The organism is Arthrobacter sp. zg.Y820, from assembly GCF_030125555.1.
Lineage (GTDB): Bacteria > Actinomycetota > Actinomycetes > Actinomycetales > Micrococcaceae > Arthrobacter_B.
Genome location: NZ_JASKLX010000009.1, coordinates 562,198 through 586,850, shown reverse-complemented (window position 1 = coordinate 586,850; position 24,653 = coordinate 562,198). Strand labels below are relative to the sequence as shown.

Below are 24,653 nucleotides of genomic sequence, written 5' to 3'. Positions count from 1 at the left end.
GAGCACCCGGCAGGGCCATCCGGAGGGACCGCGGTTCCGAAGCATCCCTTGACCCGGAAAATCCGGGCCCGGCGTCCGGCTTCGGCCGGCATTCGAAAGGCTGGCCATGGAACATCAACCGTTGAGCCACGCTCAGGAGAGCCCGCAGGAGTCCGTCTGGGACTATCCGCGCCCGCCGCGGCTGGAACCCACCGCTGAACACGTCCAGGTTTTCCTTGGCGGACGGCTGATCGCCGACACCACCTCCGCCGTGCGGGTGCTGGAAACCAGCCATCCGCCGGTGTACTACATTCCGCTGGAGGATTTTGCCCCGGATTCCCTCGTTCCGGTCGAAGGCGCCACGTTCTGCGAATACAAGGGGAAGGCCGCCTATTTCGACGTCGCGGCGGGATCCACTCGTGCCCGGCGGGCCGCCTGGACCTATCCGGACCCGTCGCCGGGCTACGGACCGCTCGCCAGCCGCGCGGCGGTGTATTCCAGAAAAATGGAGCGCTGCACCGTGGACGGCGAGGACGTCCAGCCGCAGGAGGGGGACTTTTACGGCGGGTGGATCACGGGACGCATCACCGGACCGTTCAAGGGAGCCCCGGGCACCGGCGGCTGGTAAAAGCAGGCAACGAAAACCGGCAGCCCCCAAAGCTGGGGACTGCCGGTTCACGGAACAAAAGAAACTAGGACTCGCGACCCTCGATGGCCACCTTCGCCTGCGGATCCGACTCGTTCAGGAACTTGGTAATGCGCTCCACTTCCTCGCTCTCGCCGATGGCTGCAGCCGCGCGGCCCAGCGCATACAGGGCACGCAGGAAGCCCTGGTTCGGCACGTGCTCCCACGGGATGGGACCGGTGCCGCGCCAGCCGGAGCGGCGCAGGGAATCCAGGCCGCGGTGATAACCAACCCGCGCGTAGGCGTAGGACTCGATGGTGCGGCCTTCTTCGAAGGCCTCATCGGCGAGGATGGCCCACACCTGCGAGGAGGTGGGGTGTTTTGCTGCCAGGTCAACGGCTTCATCTCCGGCCTCGAGGCGCGCGACGACGTCGGACTCCTCCGGCAGGTAGGTGGGCTCGGGGCCGAGCAGGTTCTTGCGGAATTCATCTGACATTAGAGGGACTTGCCTGCCGATCCTAGGGTTTGTGCTGCTTCGAACACGCGCGCGGACATGCCGGCCTCGGCCGACGCGCCCCACACGCGGGGGTCGTACTGCTTCTTGTTGCCGACCTCGCCGTCGACCTTCAGGACGCCGTCGTAGTTGCGGAACATGTGGTCCGCAACCGGGCGGGTGTAGGCGTACTGCGTGTCGGTGTCGATGTTCATCTTCACGACGCCGTAGGAGACCGCGTCGGCGATTTCCTGGGCGGAGGAGCCCGAACCGCCGTGGAAGACGAGATCAAACGGGCGTTCCCGGCCGATGGACTCGCCAACCGCGTCCTGGATGTCCTTGAGGATTTCCGGGCGCAGCTTCACGCCGCCGGGCTTGTACACGCCGTGCACGTTGCCGAAGGTGAGGGCGGTAATGTAGCGGCCCTTGTCGCCGGCGCCCAGCGCCTCAATGGTCTTCGTGCCGTCGGCCACCGTGGTGTACAGCTTGTCGTTGATGGCGTTCTCCACGCCGTCTTCCTCGCCGCCGACGGTGCCGATTTCCACTTCGAGGATCATCTTGGCGGCGTGGGTGCGGGCGAGCAGCTCCTGCGCGATGCGCAGGTTGTCCTCGAGGGTTTCCGCCGAACCGTCCCACATATGGGAGTTGAAGATGGGATCCTCGCCGCGCTTGACCGCTGCTTCGGAGGCGGCCAGCAGGGGCAGCACGAAGTCGTCCAGCTTGTCCTTGGGGCAGTGGTCAGTGTGCAGGGCGATGTTCACGTTGTAGCTCTTGGCCACCTCGCGGGCATACGCGGCAAAGGCGAGGGACCCGGTGACCATGTTCTTGACCTTGGCGCCGGACCAGTAGGCGGCACCTCCGGTGGACACCTGGACGATGCCGTCGGAGCCGGCCTCGGCGAACCCTGCCAGCGCGGCGTTCAGCGTCTGGGACGACGTGACGTTCACTGCCGGATATGCGAAGCCCCCCGCTTTGGCTCGGTCGATCATCTCGGCATAAATCTCAGGGGTTGCAATAGGCATGCTGACTCCTCGTGGAAGTTCGATCTACGGCAGGGCCAGTCGCGTCACACCAGGCCCTCATTGGCTCCTTACATCCTAGCCACAAGAAGCCATCGGGCATCAGGTCATGTCCTTGGATAACTGCGTCCGTGTCCGGACCCGTCCCGCCGCGCGGTTCCGCGGCTCAGTTCACCCGCTGGCCAAAGACGTGGCGGCGCACCCATCCGTGCATGGCGATGGCCGCGGCGGAACCGGCGTTGATGGACCGGGTGGAACCGAACTGGGCAATGGACAGGGTGGCGTCCGCGGCGGCGTGGACCTCCGGGCTCAGGCCGGGGCCCTCCTGCCCGAAGACCAGCACGCAGTTTTCCGGCAACTCGTAGGTTTCCAGCGGCACCGAGTCGGGGAAGTTGTCGATTCCGATGATGTGCAGCCCCTCGCTGCGCGCCCACTCCACGAAGTCCTCCACCGTGGGGTGGTGGCGCACGTGCTGGTAGCGGTCGGTGACCATGGCGCCGCGGCGGTTCCACCGGCGTCGTCCGATGATGTGCACTTCCTTCGCCATGAAGGCGTTGGCGGTGCGCACCACGGTGCCGATGTTGAAATCGTGCTGCCAGTTCTCGATGGCGACATGGAACGGATGGCGCTTCGTGTCCAGGTCCGCGACGATCGCGTCGTGGTTCCAGTACCGGTATTCATCGACGACATTGCGGGTGTCCCCGTTGGCCAGAAGTTCGGGATCCCAATGGTCGCCTTCAGGCAACGGGCCCTCCCACGGGCCCACTCCCACCAGGTGCGTGGGTGCGGTTTCCGGCGCGGTCCCGGTCTCGGGTGCGGCTGTTTTCTCGGGGTGGTCCGGCAATTGTTCAACGCTCTCTATCACCCTTCAAGCGTAAGGTGAAAGACTGGGCCGCAGGATCGCGGGGCATCAGCGGCCCCGGGGAAACCCGGGCTGAGTGTGAGGGAACGGAACAGCGTGGGCGAAAACGAGAACATTGAATGCTGGCTGACGGACATGGACGGCGTTCTGGTCCATGAAAACCACCCCATTCCGGGAGCCGCCGAGCTCATTGAACGCTGGGTAGCCACGTCCAAGCGGTTCCTGGTCCTGACCAACAACTCGATTTACACCCCGCGGGACCTCGCCGCCCGGCTGCGCGCCTCCGGGCTCGAAGTGCCGGAGGAAAACCTGTGGACCTCCGCGCTGGCCACGGCGGAATTCCTCAAGGAACAGGTCAAGAACACCGGCGCACCCGGACGCTGCTTCGTGGTCGGCGAAGCGGGACTGACGACGGCGCTGCACGAGGCCGGCATGATCCTCACCGACACGGCGCCGGACTACGTGGTCCTCGGCGAGACCCGCACCTACTCCTTCGGCACCATCACCAAGGCGATCCGCCTGATCCTGGACGGCGCCCGCTTCATCGCCACCAACCCCGACGTCACGGGCCCGTCCCAGGAGGGGCCACTGCCGGCCACCGGAGCCATTGCCGCCCTGATCACCGCGGCCACGAACATGAAGCCGTACATCATCGGCAAGCCCAACCCCATGATGTTCCGTTCGGCGATGCGCAAGATCGATGCGCACTCCGAAACGACAGCCATGATCGGCGACCGGATGGACACCGACATCATCGCGGGCATTGAGGCCGGCCTGCATACGGTCCTGGTGCTCAGCGGGATAACGCAGCGCGAGGACATCAATCTCTATCCGTTCCGCCCCACCCAGGTCGTCAATTCGGTCGCCGATCTGATCGCCACCGTCTAGGGCCAGCGGCCTAGAACAGGGACTTCAGCCCGCCGCCCTGTTCCGGCGGGGAGTGCAGCCGCAGCACCTCGCGCACCACCTTCTGGTAGATGCCGGGGTTCCACTGCGGGCTGGCGTGGGCCGGTCCGGCACCCTCGGTCACCAGGGAAGCGGAGACGAGGTTGCGCGGAAACACCGCGGCCCAGGTGTCCTTCGCGCCGAAATAGTTGACCGTTCGGTCCTCCGGGTTGCCGATGAAGGCCAGTGACGTGCTGCCCAGCGCCGAGGCAAACCGCCAGGCATCGAAATGGAAGATGTAGGACGCCTCGGACTGGATCAGGGTGCTCGACGGCGCCAGCGGCGACAGCTGCTCCAGCGTCTGGTCCACCACTGTGTTCCAGGTCCGCTCGTCCTTGTGCAGCACCCGCTCCCCCAGCTCGTAGCCGCCGCGCAGCACGCTGGGAATCCGGTAGCCGGCGTCGTACAGCGCCGCCACGCCCTCGAACATGGCGCGGTCCAGCACGTCCTGCGCGCCGGCCGGGCTGGAGTCCAGAATGATGAGTTCGACGGCGATGCCGCGCTCGAGCAGCCGGGCAGCCACCTGCACGGCAAGCATGCCGCCGAAGCTGTGGCCGTAAAAATAGATGCGCCGCAGCTGGTGGGTACGGATGTGGCGGTACACCGCGGCGACGATATCATCGACGTCCAGTCCCCGGTTGGAGTAGCCGACGCCGGCCAGCTGGCCGCGCGAGGACAGCGCCGGGCGCAGCGAATTGAGGATCCAGACCGTCTCCTCCCAGCTGGTTTTATAGCCGGGAAACAGGAACCAGGAGGCAGTCGGAAAGCGGCGTTCCACGGCCTCGTCGCGCACGCGCAGAATTTCCAGGTCTTCCCGGTGCCGCTGGATCCGGCGGGTGACGAAGAGATCCGCGGCCAGCGTCAGGCCCAGGGCGCTGCCGGCGAGAAAGCGGCGGCGGGAGAAGCGTTTGAGGCTCTCCGCGGACCGCAGGAACTCTGCCGGGTCCGCGCTCCTGCCTGCCCGGTTCGCCGAACCCGGCGCTTCGGGGTCCGGGGCTCCGGGCTCCGCCGCCTGCGCGGCCCTAATCCAGGCCCAGCTCGTCCTTGCCATAGGCATACAGATACGGCACGCCCGCCTCGGCCTCAATGCGCTCCTTCGATCCCGTGTCCCGGTCCACGATCACCGCGACGGCAACCACGTTGCCGCCGGCCCGCCGCACCCCTTCCACAGCGGTCAGCGCCGACCCGCCGGTTGTGGAGGTGTCTTCCAGGACCACAACGTTGCGGCCCGCCACCTCGGGCCCCTCGACCTGCCGGCCCATGCCGTAGGACTTCTGCGCCTTGCGCACCACGAACGCGTCGATGGGCCGGCCGGCACGGGCACCGGCATGCATCACTGCGGTTGCCACCGGGTCTGCGCCCATCGTCAGCCCGCCGGCGCTCTGGAAGGAAATACCTGCGCTGTCGATCAAATCCAGCATCACGTCGCCCACCAGCTGGGACGCCTCGTGATGCAGGGTGACCCGGCGCAGGTCAATGTAGTAGTCGGCCTCGGCGCCGGAGGAGAGCGTCACTTTGCCGCGGACCACGGCCAGTTCGCTGATCAAATCCAGGAGGCGGGCACGGGCAGCGGGGAGGACAGGCGCAGTCATGGCCTCAATCCTAGCCGAGCAGCCCAATGCCCAGCGCTGAAGGAACGGGAGATATAGGGTGGAGCTCATGCGCCAACTACAAGCTGAAATCATTGCGGAAATGGGCGTGCAGCCCGACATCGATGCCGCCGCCGAAATCCGCCGGCGGGTGGACTTCCTGAAGGCCTACGCCGCCGCGTCGCACACCAACGGGTTCGTGCTGGGCATCAGCGGCGGCGTGGACTCCACGCTGGCGGGGCGGCTCGCCCAGCTGGCAGTGGACGAGCTCGCGGCCGAGGGCACCACCGCGCAGTTCATCGCCCTGCGCCTGCCCTACCAGGTCCAGCACGATGAGGCCGATGCGCAGGCCGCCCTGGAATTCATCCGCCCCGCCCTCTCCTGGGTCTACAACGTCGCTCCGGCGGTGGACGGCTATATGGAGGAATACGTGAAGATGAGCGGGGAAGAAATCAGCGATTTCAACAAGGGCAACATCAAGGCACGGGCACGGATGACCGCCCAGTACGCGGTGGCCGGACAGCACAACCTGCTGGTCATCGGCACTGACCACGGTGCGGAGTCGGTGACCGGGTTCTTCACGAAGTACGGCGACGGCGGCGCCGACGTGCTGCCCCTTTTCGGGCTGAACAAGCGCCAGAACCGGAAGCTGCTGGCGGAGCTGGGCGCGCCGGCGGGCCTGATCGGCAAGGCTCCCACGGCCGATCTGCTCGATGACGTGCCCGGCCAGACCGATGAGACGGAACTGGGCATCAGTTACGACACCATCGACGACTATCTCGAAGGCCGGACCGTTTCCGAGGACGCGGCCGAGAAGATCGAGCGCCGGTTCCTGGCCACCCGGCACAAGCGGACCGTGCCCGTCAGCATCCTGGACACGTGGTGGAAGCCCTGAGCATGCCCTGATCCGGCGGCAGATTCGGTAACGTAGCAAGGGTGAAGATTGCTACCTGGAACGTGAACTCCATCCGTGCCCGTGCCGACCGCGTTGAAGCGTGGCTGCGGCGCTCCGACGTCGATGTCCTGGCCATTCAGGAAACCAAGGCCAAGGACGAGAATTTCCCGTGGGAAGTCTTTGAGAACAACGGCTACGAGGTGGCGCACTTCGGCGTGAACCAGTGGAACGGCGTGGCGATTGCCTCCCGGGTGGGGCTTGACGACGTCGAGCGCACCTTCCCGGGCCAGCCGAAGTTCGGCAAGACCGCGGAAACCACCGCTTCGGAGGCCCGCGCGATCGGCGCGACCTGCAACGGCGTGCGGGTGTGGAGCCTGTACGTGCCCAACGGCCGGTCCCTGGACGATCCGCACATGCCCTACAAGCTGGAGTGGCTGAATGTCCTGAAGGACCAAGCCGCCGGCTGGATCAAGGAAAACCCGGACCTGCCGCTGGCCCTGATGGGTGACTGGAACATCGCGCCGGAGGATGATGATGTCTGGGACATCGAGCTGTTCCGCCGCGAGAACCACACGCACGTCAGCGAGCCTGAACGCCAGGCCTTCCGGGCGTTCCTCGACGCCGGCTTTACCGACGTCGCCCGCCCCTACACTCCGGGACCCGGCGTGTACACCTACTGGGATTACACCCAGCTGCGTTTCCCGAAGAAGGAAGGCATGCGCATCGACTTCGTCCTCGGCTCCCCGGCTCTTGCCGCCCGCGTCACCGGCGCTTCCATCGACCGGGAGGAACGCAAGGGCAAGGGTGCCTCCGACCATGCGCCCGTGATGGTGGAGCTGGACTGACCATGAGCGCGCGGCCCCAGCGCTCCCTTTACCGCACGTTCCCCTATGTCTCGCATCTGCGCGTCTACGAGCCGCTGGACGTGTTCGACGACAACCAGCAGCTGGCCATCCTGGAGCAGCGGACGCGCGGCCGGCATGAAACCGAGGTCCTGGACCGCAGCGACGCCATGCGCCGGCTGGTCCGCGCCGTCTCGGATCCGTTTCCGCACGGCTCCACGGACCTGGTGCGGGTGCTGCACTACCCGGGCCATGAAGGAAGCACCCGCCGGCTGTACTGTCCCAACCAGCTGGCCGTCCGGACCTCCCTGGCAGCGGAATCGCTCGGCGAGAGCATCCGCGGGCCGCTGGTGGACGTGCTGGTCCCCGAGGTGGCCCGCGAGGCGCACGCGGCACGGATCGATCCCGACTCCTTCGCGGATTCCCTGGCCCACCTCCACACCCGCAGCGCCACCTGGGGCGTGCCGTTCGGCTGGTTCGTGCTGCTCCACGAAGACGACCACGCCGAAGTCGTGGAGGACGACGGGAAGGTGCAGACCGTGCGCCTGACCGCGCCCGTCGACCAGTGCCTGGACCGCGCCCGGCGGGCCATGGCGGCGCTGGCCCTGGCCGCCCCCGAGCTGGACCTGCTGGATGAGCTGGATGAACTCATCAACTGGCTGGAGATCTTCTCCGAGGACGCGGTCCTGGAACTGGATTACGGCCCGGTGGCGGACCTGGTCTTTCCCGATGACTCGCCCTCGGATGTCCGGCTGGGCATCGAGTCCCTGGCCGAGGGCGACATGACGGGAGCCGCCGCCTCCTACCGGCGGCTGGCCAACCGCTGGATTCCGATCCGCCAGCTGGCCCGCGCCAGCTGACGCCCGCCCCCTCCCGCGCACTCCCCTGCCACACCGCCGCGGTGGGGCGGGGGGAGGGAAGGGTCAGCGGACCCGGTCTTCGCGGTTGAAGCGCAGCTTGCGGCCACCCTCGATGCTGATCAGCACCGGCGCTTCGCGCCCCAGTGCGACGTCGAGGGCCTCCACCAGGCGGGTGGCATCTGCGGCAACCAGGTGCGGTGCCGCCCCCTGCCGGGGCGTGATGCGGATCCGCAGCGCCGACCTGCCCCGCACGTCGTAGGTGCTGACCGCGGCGGCGGCCACGTCGGGGTCTTCCTGCAGCGCCGACCGGAGCGCCTGCTCCGCCACGCCGCCGCTGATCGCGACCCGGCCCGGCGCGCCGTCGTCGTTGTATTCCGACACCAGGGTGCCGGTCCGCCCGCGGCCCTGCGCCGCCGCCCAGAGGATCAGCAGCACGATCAAAAGCACCATGACCAGGGCCAGCAGCACCCAGATCCAACTCTGCGATTGGCCGGGAAGGGCTGTTTCAGCCCCGAATTCCTGCAGCCGGTCCATCGCGTCGGGGGCAAAGGACTGCCAGCGGCGGGCCGCCCCGCCGTCGAGGCTGATCCAGAGCAGTCCGCCGCCGACGCCGATGCCGATCAGCCCCAGCAGCCCCAGCAGGATGCGGTTCAGCGCCCGCGGAGTCCGGTTCACTGTCCGATCACCCCGAGCGTGGAAACCTGCACACGGACGTCGGGCTGCGGGTCGAGTCCGGTCAGCTGCAGTTCCTCCTGCACGGCGCTGCGAACCTCCTCCGCGTTCACGGGAATGCCCGACGTCGGGCGGATCCGCACGTCCACCCGGGTGCGGCCGACGGTGACCAGCACCTGCTCGGCACTGATGCCGGCGGTCAGGCGGGCGCGGCGGGCGAGCGAGGAGGCCAGCACCTCGGCGTCCACGACGACGGCGGCCCGCGGGTTGGGAAGGGCATAGCGGGGGCGGCGGCCCGGCAGGACTGCCTGCAGGAAGAAACCCAGTCCGACCAGCAGGATCAGCAGGCCGCTGAGCCCCAGGACAGTGGTGTCCGTTTCCGCGGGCAGGCCGGACAGCCAGGTGCCGAGCGCTGCCGGGTCGGTCAGCCAGGCGTCCTGGCCCAGGGCCTGCAGCGTTGCTTCAAGCAGGACGTAGAGGCAGAAGAGGAGACCCAGAAACGCGGCAATCATGGAAGCGGAGGTCCGGCTGGCGTGGGTTTCGCGGCGCACGATCCGCCGGGTGAGGGAGTCGTTGTTCAACGGACCCTGCTTCCTTCGTGAAGCTGAACGCCGGTCACGCGGATGTCCACCCGGGACACCAGCGATCCGGTCAGTGCGGTGACCTTGTCCTTCAAGAGCGGCTTCGCGGCGTGCGCGCGGTCCCAGACGGAACCGCCGGCGCGGTCGACAAGGCCGGGGTCCGCGGCAATCCGGTTCAACGCGGGGAGCGAAACCGGCAGGGACAGGGACAGAGCCAGCATTCCCTGGTCATCCGACCAGGTGACACGGATGGCGGCCGGAGGGACGCCGAAGAACTCGGCTGCCGCCGCCTTGGCTGTGGAGGTCAGCGCCTGGGTGCTGATGCGGTTGTGGCCGGCGAGGCCGGAGTTCCGGTCAGCGGCGGGGGCAGCGGCCAAAACTGCGGAGCTCACGAGGATGAACGGCGTCCGGTCAGCGCATCGCGGACGGTGCGGAAATCGACTTTGCCTTCCGCGGCGCGCCCGCACAGGGCACCCACGGCGATGAACAGCGCCATCAGCAGGAAGCCCCAAAAATCAAAAATCAGGGCGGTGAAGGCCAAAACGGCTCCGATCGCCATGCCCGTAACGGTTGGTTTCATTGTCCCTGCCTCATGACGGTGTTCCCTGGTGACATGTTCACTGGCTCCCTCGACCCTATACCGCTTGCTCCCGCCTGGCCCGCTCCGGCTAGGCGGGAGCAGTCCCGGGCCGGGCTTTGTCAGGGCGGCCTTCCGGGGCGCCGGGGATCTGCACGTCGTTCACGTCGACGTTCACTTCGACCACGCGCAGGCCGACCAGGGATTCCACCGCCGAATACACCGCCGCCCGCACGTTGTTTGCGATCCGGGTGAGCGGCATGCCGTACACGGCCACCAGCGTGATGTCGACGGCAACTTCGGTCTCCCCCACTTCCACGTGCACGCCCTGCGTGGCGTTGGAGGCCCCGACTGCATCGCGGACCGCCCCGAGCGCCCGGCCGGAGCCGGTGCCCAGCGAGTACACGCCCTCAACCGTGCGTGCGGCAATGGCGGCAACCTTCGCCACGGCCTGCTCGCCAATGGCGGTCTTGCCGCCGATATCCTCCGGGCGGACGGGCGCCGCGGGCGCCGCGGGCGCCGCGGCGGCTACCCCCGCCGATGCGGGTGCGGGCGCCGGAGCGGGCGCATGCGCCGGCGTCCTGGGGGCGGCCGCCGCGTCGGAGGAACCGCTGGCGGCAGGGGGTTCCTGGGCTGAAGAAAAGGTCTGGTTCGGGGCGTCATCCATGCAGCCCAGCGTATCCTGCGTCCCACTTCTTGGGCAGGCGCGCTTCCCGCCCAGCCGTGCAAGCGCTCCGGTGCTCCAGCCCCGGACCGTGCCCGGACAAAGAAAAACCCCGGACTCGTAAGTCCGGGGTTTTAGCTGGTGGCTCCGACCGGCGTCGATCCGGTGACCTTTCGATTTTCAGTCGAACGCTCTACCAACTGAGCTACAGAGCCGGGCATCATCGCAACCGATGATCACCGAGATCTTCCAAATCGCTTCAGAAAATCTGAGCGACCCTGACGGGACTCGAACCCGCGACCTCCGCCGTGACAGGGCGGCGCGCTAACCAACTGCGCTACAGGGCCTTACTTTTCACGAGTGTAAACTCTACCAGCATTTCACCGGCCCGATTACCACTCATGAGTACCCCCAACGGGATTCGAACCCGTGCCGCCGCCGTGAAAGGGCGGTGTCCTAGGCCGCTAGACGATGGGGGCCTTCAGAACACACAGGAACGCCTTTGAGCGGAAGTTTCCGTTCGTTTGCGCCCCGGTGGACTCATAAAACTATAGGGCCTGTTGGGGAAAACAGCAAAACGGGCGCGGTGGCCCCCGGCGGCGGACCCGCCACTAGAGTGGCTTAGGTGCCCATAGAGATGCTTCCGGAAGACTTCGAGACCGCAGTTGATGATGCCATCGACTCCATCCCCGCAGACCTGGCGGCAGCCATGAACAATGTCGCCATCTTCATCGAGGATGAGTATGTGCCGGGCCCCGGCGAGGATCCGGGAACCGAACTGCTCGGCCTCTACGACGGGACGCCGCTGACGGAACGTGACTCCTGGTGGGACGCAGGGTCGCTGCCGGACCGGATTGTGATCTTCCGCGGGCCGCTGATGCGGATGTGCTCCTCCCGCGACGAGCTGGTCGACGAAATCCGCATCACCGTCATTCACGAAGTGGCGCATCATTTCGGGATCGACGACGCCCGGCTGCACGAACTCGGCTGGGGTTAGCCTTAAGGGCATGGGAGATCATCACGGCCACAGTCACGGACTGCAGGCAGGCACCGCAACGGGACGGCACCGGCGCAAACTGCTGATCGTTTTCCTGATCACCATCAGCGTGGTTCTCATTCAGGTCGCCGGCGCCCTGCTCTCCGGGTCGCTGGCGCTGCTGGCCGATGCCGGCCACATGCTCTCCGACGCCGCCGGAGTTTCCATCGCCCTGCTGGCCGCCTGGATCGCCACCCGCCCGGCAACCAAGCGCCGCACCTACGGCTACCAGCGCGCCGAGGTCCTCGCGGCTCTGGCCAACGCCGTGCTGCTGATCGTCATTGCCACGGTGATCTTTGTCGAAGCCGTCCGCCGCTTCGGGTCAGAACCGGAGGTGCACACCGGCCTCATGCTCGGCGCGGCGGTGGTCGGCGGGCTGGCGAACCTGGCGTCCCTGCTGGTGCTGCACAGCGGCCGGCGGGAGAGCCTGAATGTGCGCGGAGCCTATCTGGAGGTCCTTGGCGACCTGCTGGGCTCGGCCGCCGTCGTAGTCTCGGCGGTCGTCATCATGCTCACCGGCTATCAGCAGGCCGACACCTGGGCCTCGATCCTGATTGCCTTCATGATCCTGCCGCGCGCCTGGGCGCTGCTGAAGGAGGTCATCGACGTCCTGCTGGAGGCGACGCCGCAGGGTGTGGACACCGAGATGATCCGTGAGCACATTGTGCGGGTCGAGGGCATTTCGGACGCCCATGACATCCACATTTGGACCATCACCTCCGGCGTCCCCGTGTTTTCGGCGCATGTGGTGGTCGACGACGACCATCTCACCTCGGAGCGGATGGATCAGCTCCTGGACCGGCTGACCGGTTGCCTGAGCCGGCACTTTGACACCGAGCACTGCACGTTCCAGCTCGAACCGGCCAGCCACGCCGTGCATGAGGGACACCAGCACGCCTGATCCCCGGGCACGCCCCGGGCGGGCGGCGCTGCCGACCGGAGGCTACTCCTCGGGCAGGGACCCGAAGGCCGGGCGATCCGCCAGCCGCGGGTCCTCGTGGTCCGGAACCACCATGACCGGCCCCTTGGCATGGTGCAGCACGCTTTGGCTGGTGGACCCCATGAGCATTCCCGCAAAACCTCCGCGGCCGCGCGTGCCCAAGACAAGGAGCTCCACCGACGCGGTGCGGTCCATCAGGATTTCAGCCGGCGGACCATCGATCAGCTGCACCGACATGGGCAGGCCCGGGAAGTGGCTTTGCAGCCAGGCCCGGCCGGCCTGCAGCTGCTCGGAGACTTCTTCGTGCAGCGCCTCCAGGTCCAGCGGAGCCGGAACCCATGCCAGGGAGCCGCTGAACGGCGGCAAGGCGCACAGGATCTGCAGGGGCAGGCCCCGGTTCACCGCCTGCTCCGCGGCGACGAGGGACGCGGCACGTCCCTGTTCCGACCCGTCGACGCCCACCACCACCACATCCTCGACGGTCTGTTCCGTCGGCGCCCCGGCCGGAGGCCGGACACCGGCTTCCGGCAGCCTGCCGGCAGTGCGCAGCGGCACCACGACGGTGGGGCATTTGGCATGCGCGGGCAGGGCGCTCGAGACCGATCCCAGCAGGCGTCCGACGAAGCCGCCGCGGCCACGCGAGCCGACGACCATGAGGTCCGCTTCCTCGGAGAGTTCAAGGAGGACGGCGGCAGCGTCGCCGGTCTCAACCCGCGGAAATACTTCAATGTCGTACCGGCTGATGCGTTCCAGGGCCTTGTTCAACACCGATTGGGCGCCGTCGCGGATGATCGCGTCGTCCATGGTGGTGTACCCGGCGTCCATGGAGGAGGCCGCGAAAATGGGGACGGTGTAGGCCGTGACCACGTGCAGCGGGCTCCGCCGGCGCTCCGCTTCCTTGGCGGCCCAGACCAGGGCACAGATGCTCTGGTCGGATCCGTCCACGCCGACGACGATGCCGGGCGATCCCTCCAGCCCGCTGTCTTCGCTCCACATTGAACCGCTCACAGTGCCGCACCCCTCTCGGTTTATCCCGGCTGCTGCGCTCCTTCGGAACGCCCGGATAAGTGCTTGTTTCGGTAGCCTACAGTGCCCGCCGCCGGGCCGCGCCTTCTGCCGAAACACACCGGCTGCGGCACTGCGCACGGGCGGCAAAGGCAGATAAGCTTCGGGGCATTGCGACCGAAAGACCGTCCCCGGCACCCCGGGGGACATGCATCTGCGGGACCGGAAGAGGCGCCGTTCCCGCAGCCTGAATCTACGTCAGGGGGTTGCCTCGGTGGGTAAGTCAACGGGAAGCAGAGCCAACGGCAGAAAACCGGACGGCAGGGAACCGAGCAGCGCGAAAAACGGTGGACCGCCGGCGGCTGGCCGCCGGCCCGAGGCGACGGCCGCCGTCGTGGTGGGGTGCGGCCTGCCGGGACTGGCGGTTGCAAGCGAACTGAGCCGGCAAGGCATCCATCCGATTGTCCTGAACGGTCTCCGGCAGGACACCGAATCTCTGCACTGCCCCGTCCCGGACGCCTGGAGCCTGCCGGAGCGGGCAGACCTGCTGCGACTCCTTCGCGGCTACGCGGCGGGACATTCCCTGGACATTCGCCGCGGCACCTCCGCCGAGGAAGTGGGCCTGCTCCGCGGTTCCGCAGCCCCCGCCCAACAGGCGGACGGCATGAAGTGGACGGTCCGAACCCGCGACGGAGTCCTGCTGGCCGATGCCGTGGTCCTCGCCGGCTGCGGGCAGCCGGCCCTGGTGAAACTGGTCCGCACCCTCGGCTTTGCTGCGGGTGCGGAATTGGGGGACGCCCTGCGCAGCGTGGGGCTCTACGTTGTCGGGGCCGGCGAGGCGCTGACCGTTCCCACCCGTGAACTTGTCCGGCAGGCCAAGCGGGCCGGGCAGGAAGTTGCTGCCCGCAATGCAACCCTCGCCGGCGCATCGGTGCTTCGCTACCGCACCGCGTAGAAGACGGCTGCAGGGCCCGCCGCCCCCGGCAGAAAGCGCGCGATAAGATCGACCTGCGAGACTCCCCCACCAAGCTCACCCATTCAGAGGACGCGTCATGCTCAAACAAGGTTCAAAGCTGGACCGGTATTTTGAAATCTCCAAAAGGGGTTCGTCCGTATCCCGCGAAGTCCGGGGTGGTTTGGCCACGTTTTTCGCCATGAGCTACATCGTGGTGCTGAATCCGCTGATCCTCGGCGGTGAAGATGGGGCGGGCAATACTCTGGCCGGTCCGGCTGTCGCAGCCGCCACGGCGCTGGTGGCCGGTGTGCTCACCATCATCATGGGCGCCTGGGGCAAGCACCCGTTCGCCCTCGCCACCGGCCTGGGCGTAAATGCCTTCGTCGCAGCGACAGTGGCTACCAATGAAGGACTCACCTGGCCCGATGTCATGGGATTGGTCCTGCTGTCCGGTGTGACGATGTTCATCCTGGTGCTTACCGGCTTCCGGACGGCCGTCTTCAAAGCCGTTCCCGCAAGCCTCAAGACCGCGATCGTGGTCGGCATCGGCATGTTCATTGCCGTCCTGGGATTTGTGAACGCGGGCTTCGTGCGCCGGGTTCCCGACGCGGCCGGCACCACCGTTCCGGTGGAACTGGGCACCGGCGGCCAGCTGCTGGGCTGGCCCAGCCTGGTCTTTGTGTTCGGCCTGATCCTGACAATCGGCCTGATGGCCCGCAACGTCAAGGGCGCCATCCTGATCGGAATCGTGGCCTCGACGATCTTCGCAGTGATCGTGGAACTGGTGGCCTCTCCGGGGTCCCAGGGTGCCGGCGAGGCCACCGGCTGGTCGCTGGTTACCCCGAGCATGCCGGAATGGGCGGCACCGGACCTTTCCCTGCTGGGCCAGGTCAGCGTCTTCGGCTCCTTCGAAACCCTCGGTGTCGTCGCCGCCTCCCTGCTGGCCTTCGTGATCCTGCTGAGCATCTTCTTTGACGCCATGGGCACCATGGTGGGGCTGGCCACCGAAGCCGGCTCCATCGACAAGGACGGCAACATCCCGAACGTGGACCGCGTGCTCCTGGTGGATGCTGCCGGCGCCATCGCCGGCGGCGCAGCCGGTGTTTCATCCAACCAGATCTTCGTGGAATCCGGTTCCGGCATTGCTGAAGGTGCCCGCACCGGCCTGGCCTCCGTGGTCACCGGCCTGCTCTTCCTCATGGCCATGTTCCTGACCCCGCTGATCTACCTGGTGCCGTTTGAGGCCGTCGCCCCGGCACTGGTGGTTGTCGGGTACCTCATGGTCTCGCAGGTCGGCAAGATCGACTGGAGCGACATTGGGCTGGCCGTTCCGGCGTTCCTGACGATCGTCCTGATGCCGTTCACCTACTCCATCGCCAACGGCCTCGGTGCCGGTTTCATTACCTTCGTCCTGATCCGCCTCTTCCAGGGCCGCGGCAAGGAAGTCCACCCGCTGATGTACGTTGTCGCCGCAGCCTTCGTGGTGTTCTTCTCCGTGGGAGCCATTTCCTCGGCTCTCGGAGTCTAACCGGAACCGACAGCAAACGGCCGTCCGAGGTGCGCTATGCACTTCGGGCGGCTTTTTGGTGTGGCACGGGGTCCGTGATTCGCCGGCGGCGATGCTTCCGGGACGTCAGCTCACGCCGGCCGACCGGGCGTCCGTCAGGGGCCGTGTGCCGGCCGCGAAGGCCCTAACCTGCGCGTCGTCCCACAGGTGGGCGGGAACTCCGCCGCCCAGCAGCGTCCGGGGCAGCGAGGGGTGGCCGGCGAAGGGCTGGTCGCTGCCGGCGATGATCATGTTCCCGTAGCGCCGGCCCTTGAGCATGGCCGGGTCAGCGACGATGGCGGTGTGGGCAAAAACTGCGCACACCGCGGCAGCTTCCCGCCGCGCTCCCCGCAAATCCGGGGTGTCGCCGCAGTTCATGATGTACAGCCCTCCGGGCGCGAGCACGCGCGCCGCCTCGGCGGTGAATTCAACGGTGGTCAGGGCGGGCGGGGTCTTGGCGCCGGCAAACACGTCCCGGATCACCAGGTCGCGGCTGTCGTCGTGGAGGGTTTCGGTAACCTCGCGGGCCTCCCCCACCCGCAGCCGCATGAGGGGCGCGCGGGGCAGGTCGAACCAGGCCCGCACCAGTTCAGCGAGGCGGCCGTCCAGTTCTACGACCACCTGCCGCGCGTTCGGGAAGCCGGCGGCAAAGTAGCGGGCCATGGAACAGGCCGCTCCGCCCAGATGCAGGGCGCGCAGTTTTGCGTCGGCGTCCCAGTGAGTATCCACCAGGGCGGCGATCCAGCGCATGTACTCGAAGTCCAGCTGCCGGGGATCGGCGATGTCGATGTGCGAACTGTGCACGCCGTTGACCTTCAGGATCCACCCGTTGGGATTGAACTGGTCGGGCAGGAGTTCGCAGGTTCCGGTGTCGATGGGGAAGGTCCCGGCCACCGGCCCGGCTTCGGGTGAGCCGGCGGTTTCCGCGGCCTCCGCGGTGGCCTTGCCCGGCCGCTGCCGGCCCATCAGGCAACCGTCCGGAGGGGCCGGGAAATCCGGGTCGTGCAGGCGTCCGCTGTCCGGCTGATGGTGGGGGTCATGCTTTCAGTTTAAGCGCTGCCTCCAGGCGTTCCACCTTGCCCTCGAGTTCACCGACATGGCCGGGCCGGATGTCCGCCTTGAGGACCAGGGACACCCGGCTGCCGTAGCGGCCCACCGCCTCCGTGGCGCGGCGAACCACTTCCATGACTTCGTCCCACTCGCCCTCCACGGTGGTGAACATGGAATCGGTGCGGTTGGGCAGGCCGGACTCGCGGACAATCCGGACGGCAGCGGCGACGGCGTCGTGCACCGAGGCATCAGCAGCGCCGGGGCCTGCGGGAGTATCCGGACCGACGCCGGACGGGGCTACAGAGAAGGCAACAAGCATAGTGCCAAGTCTGCCACCGCTGCCCGAGAACTCAAGGCAGCGGCGGCAGGAGGCAGGCTAGAGCAAAATCAGGCCTCCGGGGCCGAGCTTTGCTCCCGCTCAAGGCGCTCGGCGCGCTCGGCCCGCTGGGCAATCCGGAGATCCTTGAACTTGTCGTTCAGCCGGGAATGCCGCTGCCCGTAGGCAAAGTAGATCAGGAAGCCGATCAGCAGCCAACCGGCGAAGTAGATCCAGGTCTCCACGGACAGGTTGGTCATCAGGTACAGGCAGAGGAGGGCCGAGAGCACGGGCAGCACCGGGCCGAAGGGCACGCGGAAGGCAGGCTTCAGGTCCGGGCGCTTGCGGCGCAGGACCAGGACGCCGGCGCTGACCACCACGAAGGCGGAAAGGGTACCGATGTTGATCATTTCCTCCAGGACGTCGACCTGGGTGAAACCGGCCACCAGGGCGACCAGGGTTCCGCAGATGATCTGCAGCCGGGCCGGGGTGGCATGCTTGTCGCTGGTCTTGGAGAGGGAGCGCGGCAGCAGGCCGTCGCGGCTCATCGCCAGGACCACGCGGGCCAGGCCCATGAGCAGCACCATGATGACCGTGGTGAGGCCGATCAGGGAGCCGACGGCGATCACCTGCGCCGCCCAGGGGTTGCCCACGAGGGTGAAGGCGGTCGCGAGGTTCGGCGATTCGACGGCGGCCAGGTCGCGGTAGGGAACCATGCCGGTCAGAGCCAGGGAAACGCCGATGTAGAGCAGGGTGACCAGTGCCAGGCCGGCGAAAATGCCGCGCGGCAGGGTCCTGCCCGGATTCTTTACTTCTTCGGCCGAGGTGGCCACGACGTCAAAGCCGATAAACGCGAAGAACACGATCGCTGCGCCGGCAAAGACGCCCAGCGTGCCGTACTGGGCCGGCGCGGCACCGGTCATGAAGGAGAACAGCGACTGCTGCAGCACACTCTGGCTGCCCAGCGACTCGGTCGGCACGCTGTCCGGGATGAAGGGGATGTAGTTCTCGGCCTTGACGTAGAAGAAGCCGGCAATGATCACGAACAGCACGACGCCGATCTTGATCAGCGTGAACACGTTGCCCACCTGCGCGGACAGCTTGGTGCCCATCACCAGCAGGACGGTGAAGACCGCAACGATCAGCAGCGGCCCCCAGGTCAGGTCCACGATGCCGAGGTCAACGGTGGCCGGGATGTCCAGGCCCAGCAGGCTGAACACCTCGCTGAGGTAGATGCCCCAGTACTTGGCGATGACGGCAGCAGCGGTGAACAGTTCCAGGATCAGGTTCCAGCCGATGATCCAGGCCACCAGCTCGCCCATGGTGGCGTAGGTGAACACGTAAGCGGATCCGGCGACCGGAATCGCGGTGGCAAACTCGGCGTAACACATCATCGCCAGACCGCAGGTGATGGCGGCCAGGACAAAGGAGAGGGTGACGGCGGGGCCGGAGAAATTAGCGGCGGCATTGGCGCCAACGGAGAAGATTCCGGCGCCAACGGCAACGGCGACACCCATGATCATGAGGTCCCAGGTTGTCAGGGTCCGCTTAAGCCGGCGTCCGGGCTCGTCGGCGTCCGCCAGGGAATCCTCAATGGGCTTTGTTCGGAAGAGACTCACGGTGGTCCTTGTGTTCGGGTAAACGTCAAAACTAACCGACCAATCCTAGGCCGCAGCCCTAGGCGGAGGCGGTATACCCTCCAGTTTAATCTCACCATGTGAGATGTTGCAGTCCACCCGAGACCACAGGGTTGCTGATTCCGGCCGCTGCGCCGGCTGTCCGCTAGCCACCGATCGACCCTTTTGGGAGGATATGAAGGTGAAGGTGTCCTTGGCCACAGTATCCCGCAGTGCCGGCGCGCGACCACCGCCACCGGCAGGATCTGCAGCCAAAAAACACGCCACCCGGCAGGCAGCCACAACCAAGCACGAGGCACTGAAATTTCAGCTCCTCAAGCCCACAGATCGGACAACACCATGGCCCGCGGAATCTATATCAGTGCCATGACCCCGGGGTCCGGCAAGTCTCTTGTCACCCTCGGCCTGGCGGACATGCTGCTGCGCCACGCGGACCGCGTGGGTTTCTTCCGGCCGATCGTGGAGGGCACCGAACCGGCGCAGGACCCCATGGTGCGGCTGATGCAGCGCAAGTTCAACCTCACCTCCGAAACCAGCCGGGGCGGGCTCACCCGCCGCGAGCTCCGTTCGCTGCTGGTGGCCGGGGAACGCGGGGAAGTGGATGCCCGGTGCATGGCCATCTACAACGAAGTGGCCGCCCGCTGCGACGTGGTGATCATCGAGGGCACCGACCTTTCGGGGCACGACGTCGCGCTCGAGTTCGATCTCAACGCCCGGCTCGCCAACAACCTGGGCGCGGTGGTGGTGGCAGTGGTCAACGCCCGGGAGATGACGGTGGGGGACACGGCCGACGCCGTGGACGTGGCCCGGCGGGAACTGCATTCGGCACGGTGCGACCTCCTGGCCATGATGGTCAACCGCTCGCAGCCGGACGCGGTGGAGGAGATCCGCTCGGCTGTCCGCCCGGGCGCGTCCGGCAGGCCGGTGTACGTGATGCCCGAAGTGAACGAGATTTCCCAGCCGTCCATGTCGGAGGTCGCCAAGGCACTGCACGCCCGGCAGGTGGCGGGCAGCGCCTCGCTGGAGCGCGACGTCGTCGGCGTCAAGGTCGCCGCGATGACCGTCGGCAATTTCATTTCCCAGCTGGACCACGGCAACCTGGTGATCGCGCCCAGCGACCGGGCGGACGTCATGGTGGCCGCGTTGGCCTCTGCCGTCGCGCCGGAGTTTCCCGTACCCAGCGGCATGGTCCTCACCGGCGGCCTGCCGATCGATCCCGGAATCCTGGCGCTGCTGTCCCAGGCCCCGTTTCCGGTGTTTGCCGTCGACGTCGACACCTACACTGCCGCGCGGCAGGTCAGCCGGGTGCGCGGGGAAATATCGTCCGGCCAGCGCCGCAAAGTCGCGGCGGCCCTCGGGGTGTGGACCCGGCATGTCGACGAGGACGAGCTGCTGGAGCGGCTGGAGCTGCCCCGCCCGGAAAAGATTACGCCGCTTCGTTTCCTGAACCAGCTGATCGTCCGGGCACGCGCGCAGCGAAAACACATCGTCCTGCCCGAGGGCCTGGACATCCGGGTCCTGCGGGCAGCGGAAATCCTGCACCGCCGGGACGTCTGCACGCTGACCCTGCTGGGACCGGAGGGGGAAGTGCGGGACCTGGCCGCCAGCGAGGGCATCGACCTCAGCGGCACCTCCATCATCAACCCGGCCACAAGTGCGCTGCGGGACGATTTTGCGCGCGAATACGCGGTCCTGCGGGCCAAGAAGGGAGTCACCCTCGACGACGCCCGCGAACGTATGCTTCACGGGGCATACTTTGGCACCATGATGGTCCACCTGGGACGGGTGGACGGAATGGTCTCCGGTGCGGCCCACACCACTGCGAACACCATCCGTCCGGCGCTGGAATTCATCCGCACCAAGGAGGGTGTGGACATCGTCTCCTCGGTTTTCCTCATGCTGCTGCAGGACCGGGTGCTGGTCTACGGCGACTGTGCCGTGAATCCGGATCCGGATGCCAAGCAGCTGGCGGACATCGCCCTGGCCTCGGCCGAGACCGCCGCACGGTTCGGAGTGCAGCCGCAGGTGGCCATGCTTTCCTATTCGACGGGTGCCTCGGGGCACGGCGAATCGGTGGAAATGGTCCGGGAGGCCACCGCAATCGTCCGCAGCCGCCGCCCCGACCTTCCGGTGGAGGGCCCCATCCAGTACGACGCCGCCGTGGACGCCACAACAGCCGCCTCGAAGATGCCGGGCTCGGATGTGGCCGGACACGCCACCGTGTTCATCTTTCCGGACCTCAACACCGGCAACAACACCTACAAGGCCGTGCAGCAGTCCGCCGGCGCGGTGGCGGTGGGGCCGATCCTGCAGGGACTGCGGAAACCGGTCAACGACCTCTCCCGCGGCTGCACAGTCGAGGACATCGTCAACACCGTGGCCATCACCGCGGTCCAGGCACAGGACGCCTGATGCTGGTACTGGTCATCAATTCCGGATCCTCTTCCCTCAAGTACCAGGTGCGGGACACCGCCAGCGGTGAACTTCTGGCCAAGGGCATCATCGACCGGATCGGCGAGGAGGCGGTGCCGGACCACGGCGCGGCCCTGGAGCAGCTGAGCCGGCTCCTGCCCGACGTCCTCGGCGGCCGCAGCATCGACGCCGTCGGGCACCGGGTGGTGCACGGCGGCGAGCGCTTCAGCGCGCCCGTCCTCATCAACAACGAGATTGTCCGGTCGATCGAACGCCTCAGCCCGCTGGCGCCCCTGCATAACCCGGCCAGCGCCCGCGGCATCCGGGCCGTGCATGACAAATGGCCCAAGATCCCCCAGGTGGCGGTCTTCGACACCGCCTTTCACCGGAGCATGCCGGAGCATGCCTGGCGCTACGCCCTCCCGAACAGCCTGTACCGGAAGTACGGCATCCGCCGCTACGGCTTTCACGGGACCAGCTACGGGTTTGTGGCTCCGGCCGCGGCGCGTTTCCTGGGCATCGAGCCCGGCGAGTTCAACGCCGTCATTGCCCATCTGGGCAACGGAGCGTCGGCTGCGGCGATTCAGCAGGGCAGGAGCATCGACACGTCGATGGGCTTCACGCCGCTGGAGGGGCTGGTCATGGGCACCCGCAGCGGCGACGTCGATCCGTCCATCCTGGTGTTCCTGCTGCGCGAAGGGTATGACGCCGATTCGCTCGACAAACTGCTGAACCGGGAATCCGGCCTCCTGGCGCTGGGCGGAGCATCGGATATGCGGACGCTGACGGAGGCGGCAGCCGGCGGGGATGAGGCAGCGGCCCTCGCGCTGAAAGTCGCATCGTACCGGCTGGCGAAGTACATCGGTGCGTACCATGTGGCGGTCGGCGGAGCACAGGCCCTGGTGTTCACGGCCGGAATCGGTGAGAACGCCTGGGAGTTCCGCGAAATGACGGTGAACCGGCTGGGCGCCCTGGGCATCGTGCTGGACAGCGCTGCGAACCGGAAACGGGAATCCGGAGCCCGGCTGATCAGCACCGCCGAATCGGCCATTCCGGTGCTGGTGGTGCCGACGGATGAAGAGGAAGCAATCGCTGAAGCCACCGCCGACACGGTGGCCCGGGATTCCACCCTGCCGGCCGGCACACCGAGCGGGTAACGGGCACATACTCGGACGAAAGCGAGTGCAGAGCCGGTAACCGCCGGCCAGGGCTGACATCTCGCCGTTATTTCCGTTACCGTCAGGTACCCGGTCAAGCAAAGGCCGCCTGCCACCAGCTTGGGGAGGATCTCATGGAAAGCACAACCTCACGGGAACACCTGACATCCGACCACGCGCTTCGAGTCTTGGTTCGGATTGACACCCACCTGCGCCTGGCTTCCCTGGAAGTGCGGGGGTGCCTCACCGCGGCCACCTATCCGACCCTGGTGAACATCCTGACCCACACCGGCACCCTGGGAGCCGCGGTGAGTGTGAATCTGCTCCGGGCTGCGCACGTGGATCGGGACGCCCTCGAATTGCTGCGCGACGGCGCCGATGCCGCGGTCAGCGGCGGCGCCCTCGCCGCCGGCCCGGGACAGGGGTGGTCCGGACTGCCCAGCTCCGACCAGGGCGGTGTGGTGCCGGTCGAGATCCTGGTGCCGCCGAGCCTTCCGGCCTGCCGGCCAGATCCGGGCGCTGCCGTGCCGGAACCGGCAGTCCCGGGCCGCCCCCTGACCAATGAGGAGGCTGCCGAACGCGCCTTTCGGCAGAGGGATCCACTGATGCTCCCGGACCGGGGATTCCAGCCGCGTAAACGATAGTCGGACCTGCCGAGCCGCCGGGCACTTTGTCAGCAACCTTACTATTTGCCACAATGAGGTTACATTCAAAGCACTCAGGGCTACTAGCAGGAGGTTCGCACATGAGAGCAGTAACTTGGCAGGGTAAAGAGTCCGTCAGCGTCGAGACCGTTCCGGATCCGGTGATCCAGGAACCAACCGATGCCATCATCCGCGTCACGTCCACCGCCGTCTGCGGCTCAGACCTCCACCTGTACGGCGTGTTGATGCCGTACATGAAGGAGGGGGACATCCTCGGCCATGAGTCCATGGGCATCGTGGAAGAGGTCGGTTCCGCAGTGACCAGCCTCAAGAAGGGCGACCGGGTGGTCATCCCCTTCCAGATCGCCTGCGGCACCTGCTTCATGTGCCGCCAGGGGCTGCAGACCCAGTGCGAAGTTACCCAGGTCCGCGAAAAGGGCTCCGGAGCGCAGCTCTTTGGATTCTCCGAACTCTACGGTTCCGTTCCGGGAGGGCAGGCCGAGTACCTGCGCGTGCCCCACGCCGACTACGGCCCCATCAAGGTGGGCTCGGAACTGCCGGACCACCGCTACCTCTTCCTCTCCGACATCCTCCCCACCGCCTGGCAGGGCGTGCAGTACGCCAACGTGCCCGACGGCGGCACGCTGGCTGTTTACGGACTGGGCCCGGTTGGCCAGTTTGCCGCCCGGATCGGCACCCACCTCGGCTACCGGGTGATCGGTGTCGATCCCGTGGCCGAACGCCGGGACCTGGCCGGCCAGTACGGCGTGGAGGTCTTGGACCTGCACAAGGACGTCGCGGACGAGCTGCGTGAAATGACCGACGGCCGCGGCCCGGACTCAGTCGTGGACGCCGTCGGCATGGAAGCCCATGGCTCCCCCGTTGGCAAGGCCGCCCAGACCGTAGTCGGCCTGCTCCCGGACAAGCTGGCCCAAAAGGCCATGGAAACCGCCGGCACGGACCGCCTTTCTGCCCTGCACGGAGCACTCGACGCCGTCCGCCGCGGCGGCACCGTGTCCCTGAGCGGCGTTTACGGCGGCACGGCCGACCCGATGAACCTGATGGCCATGTTCGACAAGCAGCTGACCCTGCGCATGGGCCAGTGCAACGTCAAGCGTTGGACCGATGACCTGATGCCGCTGGTCGAGGATTCCGCCGATCCGCTGGGCGTGACCAACCTGGTGACCCACCAGGCCAGCCTCGAGGCCGCTCCGGAGCTGTACGAGAAGTTCCAGAAGAAGGAAGACGGCTGCATCAAGGTGGTCTTCCAGCCCGGGATGAACTAACTTCCGCGGAACAACCGTCAAAAGCCAGAACCCGGCCAGGGTTCTGGCTTTTGTCGTTTAACCCGG

General features: G+C 67.0%; 27 protein-coding genes and 3 tRNA genes. 13 read left to right on the top strand and 17 right to left on the bottom strand.

Going from position 1 to position 24,653, the window contains the following annotated elements:
• Window positions 1-106: 106 nt before the first annotated feature.
• Window positions 107-607, top strand: a complete 501-nt coding sequence (locus QNN99_RS11790; protein ID WP_284155628.1) for a DUF427 domain-containing protein — start codon at window positions 107-109, stop codon at window positions 605-607.
• Between the two features lie 64 nt (window positions 608-671).
• Here the strand turns inward: QNN99_RS11790 and QNN99_RS11785 are convergent, their stop codons facing one another.
• The 3 genes from QNN99_RS11785 to QNN99_RS11775 form a co-directional block, all read right to left on the bottom strand.
• On the bottom strand, window positions 672-1,100 hold the full coding sequence (locus tag QNN99_RS11785) for a DUF3151 domain-containing protein (RefSeq protein WP_229966621.1): 429 nt from the start codon (window positions 1,098-1,100) through the stop codon (window positions 672-674).
• Complete coding sequence (gene fbaA, locus QNN99_RS11780; protein WP_229966620.1) at window positions 1,100-2,119, bottom strand: class II fructose-bisphosphate aldolase; 1,020 nt, start codon at window positions 2,117-2,119, stop codon at window positions 1,100-1,102. The genes QNN99_RS11785 and fbaA overlap by 1 nt, the downstream gene beginning before the upstream one ends.
• A gap of 163 nt (window positions 2,120-2,282) precedes the next feature.
• Window positions 2,283-2,960 (bottom strand): TrmH family RNA methyltransferase, encoded by a 678-nt coding sequence (locus QNN99_RS11775; protein ID WP_442860524.1) that lies wholly within the window; start codon window positions 2,958-2,960, stop codon window positions 2,283-2,285.
• A 153-nt stretch (window positions 2,961-3,113) separates the two neighbouring features.
• Between QNN99_RS11775 and QNN99_RS11770 the strand changes: the two genes are divergently transcribed.
• On the top strand, window positions 3,114-3,866 hold the full coding sequence (locus QNN99_RS11770; protein WP_229966694.1) for an HAD-IIA family hydrolase: 753 nt from the start codon (window positions 3,114-3,116) through the stop codon (window positions 3,864-3,866).
• 10 nt (window positions 3,867-3,876) lie between these two features.
• Here the strand turns inward: QNN99_RS11770 and QNN99_RS11765 are convergent, their stop codons facing one another.
• The gene (locus QNN99_RS11765; RefSeq protein WP_229966619.1) at window positions 3,877-4,980 is read right to left on the bottom strand and encodes an alpha/beta hydrolase; all 1,104 of its coding nucleotides are present in this window, start codon (window positions 4,978-4,980) and stop codon (window positions 3,877-3,879) included.
• Window positions 4,946-5,515 carry an orotate phosphoribosyltransferase gene (gene pyrE, locus QNN99_RS11760; protein ID WP_229966618.1) on the bottom strand — a complete coding sequence of 190 codons (570 nt, stop codon included), beginning with the start codon at window positions 5,513-5,515 and terminating at the stop codon, window positions 4,946-4,948. The genes QNN99_RS11765 and pyrE overlap by 35 nt, the downstream gene beginning before the upstream one ends.
• A 67-nt stretch (window positions 5,516-5,582) precedes the next feature.
• On the opposite strand from pyrE, the gene nadE reads away from it, so the two are divergent.
• The 3 genes from nadE to QNN99_RS11745 are packed head-to-tail and all read left to right on the top strand — an operon-like array spanning window position 5,583 to window position 8,109.
• Window positions 5,583-6,407 carry an NAD(+) synthase gene (nadE, locus tag QNN99_RS11755; protein ID WP_229966617.1) on the top strand — a complete coding sequence of 275 codons (825 nt, stop codon included), beginning with the start codon at window positions 5,583-5,585 and terminating at the stop codon, window positions 6,405-6,407.
• A 41-nt stretch (window positions 6,408-6,448) separates the two neighbouring features.
• A complete protein-coding gene (locus tag QNN99_RS11750; RefSeq protein WP_229966616.1) occupies window positions 6,449-7,252 on the top strand; it encodes an exodeoxyribonuclease III in 804 nt (267 codons plus the stop codon).
• A gap of 2 nt (window positions 7,253-7,254) precedes the next feature.
• Window positions 7,255-8,109, top strand: a complete 855-nt coding sequence (locus QNN99_RS11745; protein ID WP_229966615.1) for a DUF8083 family protein — start codon at window positions 7,255-7,257, stop codon at window positions 8,107-8,109.
• Between the two features lie 63 nt (window positions 8,110-8,172).
• On the opposite strand, the gene QNN99_RS11740 is transcribed toward QNN99_RS11745, so the two are convergent.
• The 8 genes from QNN99_RS11740 to QNN99_RS11705 all read right to left on the bottom strand — a co-directional run bounded on the left by QNN99_RS11740 (window position 8,173) and on the right by QNN99_RS11705 (window position 11,082).
• Window positions 8,173-8,784: a hypothetical protein gene (locus QNN99_RS11740; protein ID WP_229966614.1), complete on the bottom strand. Its 612-nt coding sequence runs from the start codon at window positions 8,782-8,784 to the stop codon at window positions 8,173-8,175.
• Entirely contained in the window at window positions 8,781-9,362 is a 582-nt protein-coding gene (locus QNN99_RS11735) for a DUF6286 domain-containing protein (RefSeq protein WP_229966613.1), read from the bottom strand. Before QNN99_RS11735 ends, QNN99_RS11740 begins: the two co-directional genes overlap by 4 nt.
• Complete coding sequence (locus QNN99_RS11730) at window positions 9,359-9,754, bottom strand: hypothetical protein (RefSeq protein WP_229966612.1); 396 nt, start codon at window positions 9,752-9,754, stop codon at window positions 9,359-9,361. Before QNN99_RS11730 ends, QNN99_RS11735 begins: the two co-directional genes overlap by 4 nt.
• Window positions 9,751-9,942: a DUF2273 domain-containing protein gene (locus tag QNN99_RS11725; protein WP_152220571.1), complete on the bottom strand. Its 192-nt coding sequence runs from the start codon at window positions 9,940-9,942 to the stop codon at window positions 9,751-9,753. The genes QNN99_RS11730 and QNN99_RS11725 overlap by 4 nt, the downstream gene beginning before the upstream one ends.
• Before the next feature lie 88 nt (window positions 9,943-10,030).
• Window positions 10,031-10,420, bottom strand: coding sequence for an Asp23/Gls24 family envelope stress response protein (locus tag QNN99_RS11720; RefSeq protein WP_284024585.1), 390 nt, complete (start codon window positions 10,418-10,420; stop codon window positions 10,031-10,033).
• Window positions 10,421-10,742: 322 nt separating this feature from the next.
• Window positions 10,743-10,818, bottom strand: a tRNA-Phe gene (locus QNN99_RS11715).
• 58 nt (window positions 10,819-10,876) lie between these two features.
• Window positions 10,877-10,950: transfer RNA gene (locus QNN99_RS11710), tRNA-Asp, on the bottom strand.
• A gap of 59 nt (window positions 10,951-11,009) precedes the next feature.
• Window positions 11,010-11,082 (bottom strand) — tRNA-Glu (locus QNN99_RS11705).
• A gap of 158 nt (window positions 11,083-11,240) precedes the next feature.
• Here QNN99_RS11705 and QNN99_RS11700 point away from each other — a divergent pair.
• Window positions 11,241-11,600, top strand: coding sequence for a metallopeptidase family protein (locus QNN99_RS11700; RefSeq protein WP_229966693.1), 360 nt, complete (start codon window positions 11,241-11,243; stop codon window positions 11,598-11,600).
• 10 nt (window positions 11,601-11,610) lie between these two features.
• Entirely contained in the window at window positions 11,611-12,540 is a 930-nt protein-coding gene (locus QNN99_RS11695; RefSeq protein WP_229966610.1) for a cation diffusion facilitator family transporter, read from the top strand.
• A gap of 42 nt (window positions 12,541-12,582) precedes the next feature.
• Here the strand turns inward: QNN99_RS11695 and QNN99_RS11690 are convergent, their stop codons facing one another.
• Window positions 12,583-13,575: a universal stress protein gene (locus QNN99_RS11690; protein WP_229966692.1), complete on the bottom strand. Its 993-nt coding sequence runs from the start codon at window positions 13,573-13,575 to the stop codon at window positions 12,583-12,585.
• Between the two features lie 283 nt (window positions 13,576-13,858).
• Between QNN99_RS11690 and QNN99_RS11685 the strand changes: the two genes are divergently transcribed.
• Both QNN99_RS11685 and QNN99_RS11680 read left to right on the top strand, forming a co-directional pair.
• Window positions 13,859-14,539 (top strand): NAD(P)/FAD-dependent oxidoreductase, encoded by a 681-nt coding sequence (locus QNN99_RS11685; RefSeq protein ID WP_229966609.1) that lies wholly within the window; start codon window positions 13,859-13,861, stop codon window positions 14,537-14,539.
• 97 nt (window positions 14,540-14,636) lie between these two features.
• Entirely contained in the window at window positions 14,637-16,067 is a 1,431-nt protein-coding gene (locus QNN99_RS11680; RefSeq protein WP_229966608.1) for an NCS2 family permease, read from the top strand.
• A 105-nt stretch (window positions 16,068-16,172) separates the two neighbouring features.
• Here QNN99_RS11680 and QNN99_RS11675 read toward each other — a convergent pair whose 3' ends face one another.
• From QNN99_RS11675 to QNN99_RS11665, 3 genes are all read right to left on the bottom strand, one after another.
• On the bottom strand, window positions 16,173-17,051 hold the full coding sequence (locus QNN99_RS11675; RefSeq protein ID WP_229966607.1) for a spermidine synthase: 879 nt from the start codon (window positions 17,049-17,051) through the stop codon (window positions 16,173-16,175).
• Between the two features lie 70 nt (window positions 17,052-17,121).
• On the bottom strand, window positions 17,122-17,454 hold the full coding sequence (locus QNN99_RS11670) for a thiamine-binding protein (RefSeq protein ID WP_229966606.1): 333 nt from the start codon (window positions 17,452-17,454) through the stop codon (window positions 17,122-17,124).
• Window positions 17,455-17,522: 68 nt separating this feature from the next.
• Entirely contained in the window at window positions 17,523-19,070 is a 1,548-nt protein-coding gene (locus QNN99_RS11665; protein WP_229966605.1) for an APC family permease, read from the bottom strand.
• Window positions 19,071-19,427: 357 nt separating this feature from the next.
• Here QNN99_RS11665 and pta point away from each other — a divergent pair, with 357 nt between their 5' ends.
• The 4 genes from pta (at window position 19,428) to QNN99_RS11645 (ending at window position 24,587) form a co-directional block, all read left to right on the top strand.
• Entirely contained in the window at window positions 19,428-21,500 is a 2,073-nt protein-coding gene (gene pta / locus QNN99_RS11660; RefSeq protein ID WP_229966604.1) for a phosphate acetyltransferase, read from the top strand.
• The gene (locus QNN99_RS11655; protein ID WP_229966603.1) at window positions 21,500-22,657 is read left to right on the top strand and encodes an acetate/propionate family kinase; all 1,158 of its coding nucleotides are present in this window, start codon (window positions 21,500-21,502) and stop codon (window positions 22,655-22,657) included. Before pta ends, QNN99_RS11655 begins: the two co-directional genes overlap by 1 nt.
• Window positions 22,658-22,791: 134 nt before the next feature.
• Window positions 22,792-23,301 carry a hypothetical protein gene (locus QNN99_RS11650; protein ID WP_229966602.1) on the top strand — a complete coding sequence of 170 codons (510 nt, stop codon included), beginning with the start codon at window positions 22,792-22,794 and terminating at the stop codon, window positions 23,299-23,301.
• A gap of 101 nt (window positions 23,302-23,402) precedes the next feature.
• Window positions 23,403-24,587 carry a zinc-dependent alcohol dehydrogenase gene (locus tag QNN99_RS11645; RefSeq protein ID WP_229966601.1) on the top strand — a complete coding sequence of 395 codons (1,185 nt, stop codon included), beginning with the start codon at window positions 23,403-23,405 and terminating at the stop codon, window positions 24,585-24,587.
• The last annotated feature ends 66 nt before the right edge of the window (window positions 24,588-24,653 follow it).

What these genes read in the sequence shown, in the direction of transcription:
- QNN99_RS11790 (WP_284155628.1), top strand. Translation starts at nt 107, where the DNA reads ATGGAACATCAACCGTTGAGCCACGCTCAGGAGAGCCCGCAGGAGTCC.
- QNN99_RS11785 (WP_229966621.1), bottom strand. Translation starts at nt 1,100, where the DNA reads ATGTCAGATGAATTCCGCAAGAACCTGCTCGGCCCCGAGCCCACCTAC.
- fbaA (WP_229966620.1), bottom strand. Translation starts at nt 2,119, where the DNA reads ATGCCTATTGCAACCCCTGAGATTTATGCCGAGATGATCGACCGAGCC.
- QNN99_RS11770 (WP_229966694.1), top strand. Translation starts at nt 3,114, where the DNA reads ATGGACGGCGTTCTGGTCCATGAAAACCACCCCATTCCGGGAGCCGCC.
- QNN99_RS11765 (WP_229966619.1), bottom strand. Translation starts at nt 4,980, where the DNA reads ATGCCTATGGCAAGGACGAGCTGGGCCTGGATTAGGGCCGCGCAGGCG.
- pyrE (WP_229966618.1), bottom strand. Translation starts at nt 5,515, where the DNA reads ATGACTGCGCCTGTCCTCCCCGCTGCCCGTGCCCGCCTCCTGGATTTG.
- nadE (WP_229966617.1), top strand. Translation starts at nt 5,583, where the DNA reads ATGCGCCAACTACAAGCTGAAATCATTGCGGAAATGGGCGTGCAGCCC.
- QNN99_RS11745 (WP_229966615.1), top strand. Translation starts at nt 7,255, where the DNA reads ATGAGCGCGCGGCCCCAGCGCTCCCTTTACCGCACGTTCCCCTATGTC.
- QNN99_RS11725 (WP_152220571.1), bottom strand. Translation starts at nt 9,942, where the DNA reads ATGAAACCAACCGTTACGGGCATGGCGATCGGAGCCGTTTTGGCCTTC.
- QNN99_RS11700 (WP_229966693.1), top strand. Translation starts at nt 11,241, where the DNA reads ATGCTTCCGGAAGACTTCGAGACCGCAGTTGATGATGCCATCGACTCC.
- QNN99_RS11695 (WP_229966610.1), top strand. Translation starts at nt 11,611, where the DNA reads ATGGGAGATCATCACGGCCACAGTCACGGACTGCAGGCAGGCACCGCA.
- QNN99_RS11690 (WP_229966692.1), bottom strand. Translation starts at nt 13,575, where the DNA reads ATGTGGAGCGAAGACAGCGGGCTGGAGGGATCGCCCGGCATCGTCGTC.
- QNN99_RS11680 (WP_229966608.1), top strand. Translation starts at nt 14,637, where the DNA reads ATGCTCAAACAAGGTTCAAAGCTGGACCGGTATTTTGAAATCTCCAAA.
- QNN99_RS11675 (WP_229966607.1), bottom strand. Translation starts at nt 17,051, where the DNA reads ATGGGCCGGCAGCGGCCGGGCAAGGCCACCGCGGAGGCCGCGGAAACC.
- QNN99_RS11670 (WP_229966606.1), bottom strand. Translation starts at nt 17,454, where the DNA reads ATGCTTGTTGCCTTCTCTGTAGCCCCGTCCGGCGTCGGTCCGGATACT.
- pta (WP_229966604.1), top strand. Translation starts at nt 19,428, where the DNA reads ATGGCCCGCGGAATCTATATCAGTGCCATGACCCCGGGGTCCGGCAAG.
- QNN99_RS11655 (WP_229966603.1), top strand. Translation starts at nt 21,500, where the DNA reads ATGCTGGTACTGGTCATCAATTCCGGATCCTCTTCCCTCAAGTACCAG.
- QNN99_RS11650 (WP_229966602.1), top strand. Translation starts at nt 22,792, where the DNA reads ATGGAAAGCACAACCTCACGGGAACACCTGACATCCGACCACGCGCTT.
- QNN99_RS11645 (WP_229966601.1), top strand. Translation starts at nt 23,403, where the DNA reads ATGAGAGCAGTAACTTGGCAGGGTAAAGAGTCCGTCAGCGTCGAGACC.